This window comes from Mesorhizobium sp. M4B.F.Ca.ET.017.02.2.1, from assembly GCF_003998955.1.
Taxonomy (GTDB): Bacteria; Pseudomonadota; Alphaproteobacteria; order Rhizobiales; family Rhizobiaceae; genus Mesorhizobium; species Mesorhizobium abyssinicae.
On the sequence record NZ_RZOF01000488.1, the window covers coordinates 1 to 3,431 of the forward strand.

The following is a 3,431-nucleotide window of genomic DNA, read 5'->3' on the forward strand; positions in this document are numbered from 1 at the left end:
GTCTTCAGGTCATGCGAAATCGAGGTGAGCAGCGCCGAGGCCGACCGCTTGCGCTCGGCGCTGCTCACCTCGATTTCGCATGACCTGAAGACCCCGCTCGCCGCCATCATGGGTGCGGCCGGCACGCTGAGGGAATTCTCGGCTGCACTGCCCGAGACGGACCGTGCCGAGCTGTTGTCGACCGTGCTCGACGAATCGGAACGGCTGAACCGCTTCATCGCCAACCTGCTCGACATGACCAAGATCGAATCCGGCGCGATGGAGCCGAACCACGCCTTCCATTTTGTCGGCGATAGTGTCGGCTCGGCCCTGCTCCGCGCACGCAAGATCACCGGGAAGCACAAGACCGAGATCGACATCCCCGCCGACTTGCCGATGCTCAGGCTCGATCCGGTGCTGTTCGAGCAGGCGCTTTTCAATCTCCTCGACAATGCCGCCAAATACGCCCCGCCCGGCTCCACCATCCGGCTGCAGGGCTGGGTCGACAACTGCTGCGTCATCCTGCAGATCATGGACGAGGGACCGGGCATTCCGCCCGATGATCTTGAACGGATCTTCGACACCTTCTACCGGGTGCGCAAGCGCGATCAGGTGCGCGCCGGCACCGGGCTCGGCCTGTCGATCAGCCGCGGCTTCATCGAGGCGATGGGAGGCACGATCACCGCGGCAAACCGCACCGACCGCGCCGGCGCGATCTTCACCATCCGCATGCCGGTGCCGGCCGATGTGCCCGGCATGCGCCGCGCCAGTACGGACGATCAGAGCAACGGTGATCCGGCATGACCAATCAGAACGTCACCATACTGGTCGTCGATGACGAGCCGCCGATCCGCAAATTGCTGCGCGTCGGTCTTGGCAGCCAGGGCTATGCCGTCTCCGAAGCACCCAACGCGAAGGCAGCCATCGAGCTGGTGGCGACGGAGAAGCCGGACCTGATCCTGCTCGATCTCGGCCTGCCCGGCATGACCGGTCATGAATTGCTCGGCAAATGGCGGGGCGAGGGTCTCGACATTCCCGTCGTCATCCTCTCCAGCCGTACCGACGAGGCCGGCATCGTCTCGGCGCTGGAGCTCGGCGCCGACGACTACGTCACCAAGCCGTTCGGCATGAACGAGCTCGTCGCCCGCATCCGCGTGGCGCTGCGCCACAAGTTCCAGCAGCAGGGCGAGAAGCCGGTGTTCCACACCGGCGACCTGACCGTCGACCTGGTCAAGCGCATCGTCACGGTCGAGGGCAAGGAGGTAAAACTCTCGCCCAAGGAATACGACATCTTGCGCATCCTGGTGCAGCACGCCGGCAAGGTGCTCACCCATCATTTCCTGCTGAAGCAGGTCTGGGGCGACTCCACCGACGTGCAATATCTCAGGGTCTACGTTCGCCAGCTCCGGCAGAAGATCGAGAAGACCCCCGATCAGCCGCGCTACATCACCACCGAGACCGGCGTCGGCTACCGCCTGCGCGAGGTGGACTGATACGGGCGATCGGCACTGCCGATCGTCCCGGTCGGCCAAAGAAGGCACTCAGTCCGCCGACAGCTCCGCCATCAAGGGCTATGCCAGGTTGGTGGGCAGATTCGTGGCGGATGAACCAATCAAATTCGGCGTGGCCGCCCATCGACCATGGCACCGCCTGTCAAATGCCCTATATGGATGGTAGATTTTAACGCGGGAGCGGATCGATGCCGCAGCTTCGTCCAACGACGGTTCTGATGTCGGTAATGCTGGCGACGGCGATCGTGCCGGCGGTGGCTCCCCATGCCTTGGCGCAGGTGATTATCCCAACAAATCGCAATGTTCTGGTCCAGCAGAACGAACTGCTGCAGCTGCAGAACAGGATGCTGCGGCAGCAGTTCCAGCAACAGCAGCAGCTAAATCGCGAGCTGGACCGCCAGATTGTGCCGCAGCCTCGTCCGCAGGTGCCGGTCGTCAAGCCGGGCTGTCAGGTGCTGGGCAATGCAATTTTGACGTCGTGCCGCTGACAAGCCGGCATTTTCGATTTATTTAGCCGACTTACCTGCCGGAAAATGCCACGTTGCATTGCCGGCGGTTTTGAGGTTTTGCGGCATGGCGCCCTCCCTTCTGGGCAGGGGCGCGATCCGGCCGGATTCTGGGAATGGCAGCGACCAAGAAGACAGCGGTACGCAAGGCAAAGAAGGGGGAACGGATCCGCCAGGTGGCGGCCATCCCCTTTCGGCTGGACGCCGGCGGCGACATCGAGGTGATGCTGGTGACGTCGCGCACGACCAGGCGCTTCATCGTGCCAAAAGGCTGGCCAATGAAAGGCAAGAGCGGGCGCAAGGCGGCCATGATCGAGGCGCGGGAAGAAGCCGGCGTCCTCGGTGACATCCTGAAACAGCCGGCCGGCACCTATTCCTACTGGAAACGCCTGGCAAGCCGCTTCGTCCGCGTCGACGTCGTCGTCTACCTGCTGAACGTGACGGAGGAGTTGCCTCGCTGGATGGAAGCGGGCACGCGGCAGCGGGCATGGCTTGCCCCAGCCGATGCGGCGCTGCTTATCGACGAGCCGGATCTGTCGACGCTGCTGAGGGATTTGACTGTCCCCCAGACCGAGCCTCCCGACGCGATTTGAGATCAGCTGCTCTCATCCTCGCGCCCGGGAAACGGTCGTACCGGAGTACCCGTATAGGCCCACAGCCATTCCCGCGGCAGCGGCCCCTTGTTGCGCTCGGTTTCCTGCGACTGCTCCCAGGCATGCGCCAGGACGCCGACCGAGCGCGACAGCACGAAAAGGCCGCGCGTCAGCGGTGGCGGGAAGCCGAGCTCGCCATAGATCACCGCCGTCGCGCCGTCGATGTTGAGCGGGATGCGCTTGCCCTTGCGCCGCGCCACCTCGGCCTCGATGGCCTCTGCGATGTCGGCGAAGCGACCGCCGACCACGCCGCGCGCCGCGAAATCGCGGGTCAGTTCGATGAGCCGCGGCGCGCGCGGATCAACCGGATGGAAGCGATGGCCGAGACCCGGCACATAGCCCCTGTCTTCGGCGAAAAACCGATCGAGCCGCGCCGCCACCGCATCGGCCAGCGTCGTGCCCTGGTCCATCGCCGCGGCGACGTCGCCGTAGAAGGAAAGCGCCTGCTCGCCGGCGCCGCCATGCACGTCGCCCAGCACGTTGATGGCCGAAGCCATCGCATTGTTGATGCCGACGCCGCAGGTCGCCGCCATGCGGGCGATGGCGATCGACGGCGCCTGCGGCCCGTGGTCGACGGCGGCACCCAGCGCGATGCCAAGCAGCGCCGCCTGGTCCTCGCTGGGCAATTCGCCGCGCAGCATCAGCCAGATCATGGCTGGAAAGCTGACGCGACCGATAAGGTCCTGGATCTCGTAGCCGCGCAGCCGGATCACGCCGGGGCTCATCTCGATGATGCCGGTCCGCCACCAATCCTCGCCGCGCGCGCGGCCGGTCTTTTTGTC

The 3,431-nt window shown here is 64.9% G+C and carries 5 protein-coding genes; 4 read left to right on the forward strand and 1 reads right to left on the reverse strand.

Features of this window, described 5'->3' with window-relative positions; translation table 11 throughout:
- The 4 genes from EN738_RS32485 to EN738_RS32500 all read left to right on the forward strand — a co-directional run.
- Nucleotides 1-783 (forward strand): ATP-binding protein (locus EN738_RS32485; RefSeq protein ID WP_245494840.1); only part of this gene is annotated, 783 nt, incomplete at its 5' end.
- Complete coding sequence (locus tag EN738_RS32490) at nt 780-1,472, forward strand: response regulator transcription factor (protein WP_127287136.1); 693 nt, start codon at nt 780-782, stop codon at nt 1,470-1,472. The genes EN738_RS32485 and EN738_RS32490, both read left to right, overlap by 4 nt.
- A gap of 206 nt (nt 1,473-1,678) precedes the next feature.
- Nucleotides 1,679-1,978 (forward strand): hypothetical protein, encoded by a 300-nt coding sequence (locus EN738_RS32495; RefSeq protein ID WP_127287137.1) that lies wholly within the window; start codon nt 1,679-1,681, stop codon nt 1,976-1,978.
- Nucleotides 1,979-2,112: 134 nt separating this feature from the next.
- Nucleotides 2,113-2,589, forward strand: coding sequence for an NUDIX hydrolase (locus tag EN738_RS32500; RefSeq protein WP_127287138.1), 477 nt, complete (start codon nt 2,113-2,115; stop codon nt 2,587-2,589).
- Nucleotides 2,590-2,591: 2 nt separating this feature from the next.
- Here EN738_RS32500 and EN738_RS32505 read toward each other — a convergent pair.
- A partial coding sequence (locus EN738_RS32505) for a citryl-CoA lyase (protein ID WP_210214101.1) occupies nt 2,592-3,431 on the reverse strand: 840 nt, incomplete at its 5' end.

Coding starts and splice junctions, on each gene's coding strand:
- EN738_RS32490 (WP_127287136.1), top strand. CDS start 780: ATGACCAATCAGAACGTCACCATACTGGTCGTCGATGACGAGCCGCCG.
- EN738_RS32495 (WP_127287137.1), top strand. CDS start 1,679: ATGCCGCAGCTTCGTCCAACGACGGTTCTGATGTCGGTAATGCTGGCG.
- EN738_RS32500 (WP_127287138.1), top strand. CDS start 2,113: ATGGCAGCGACCAAGAAGACAGCGGTACGCAAGGCAAAGAAGGGGGAA.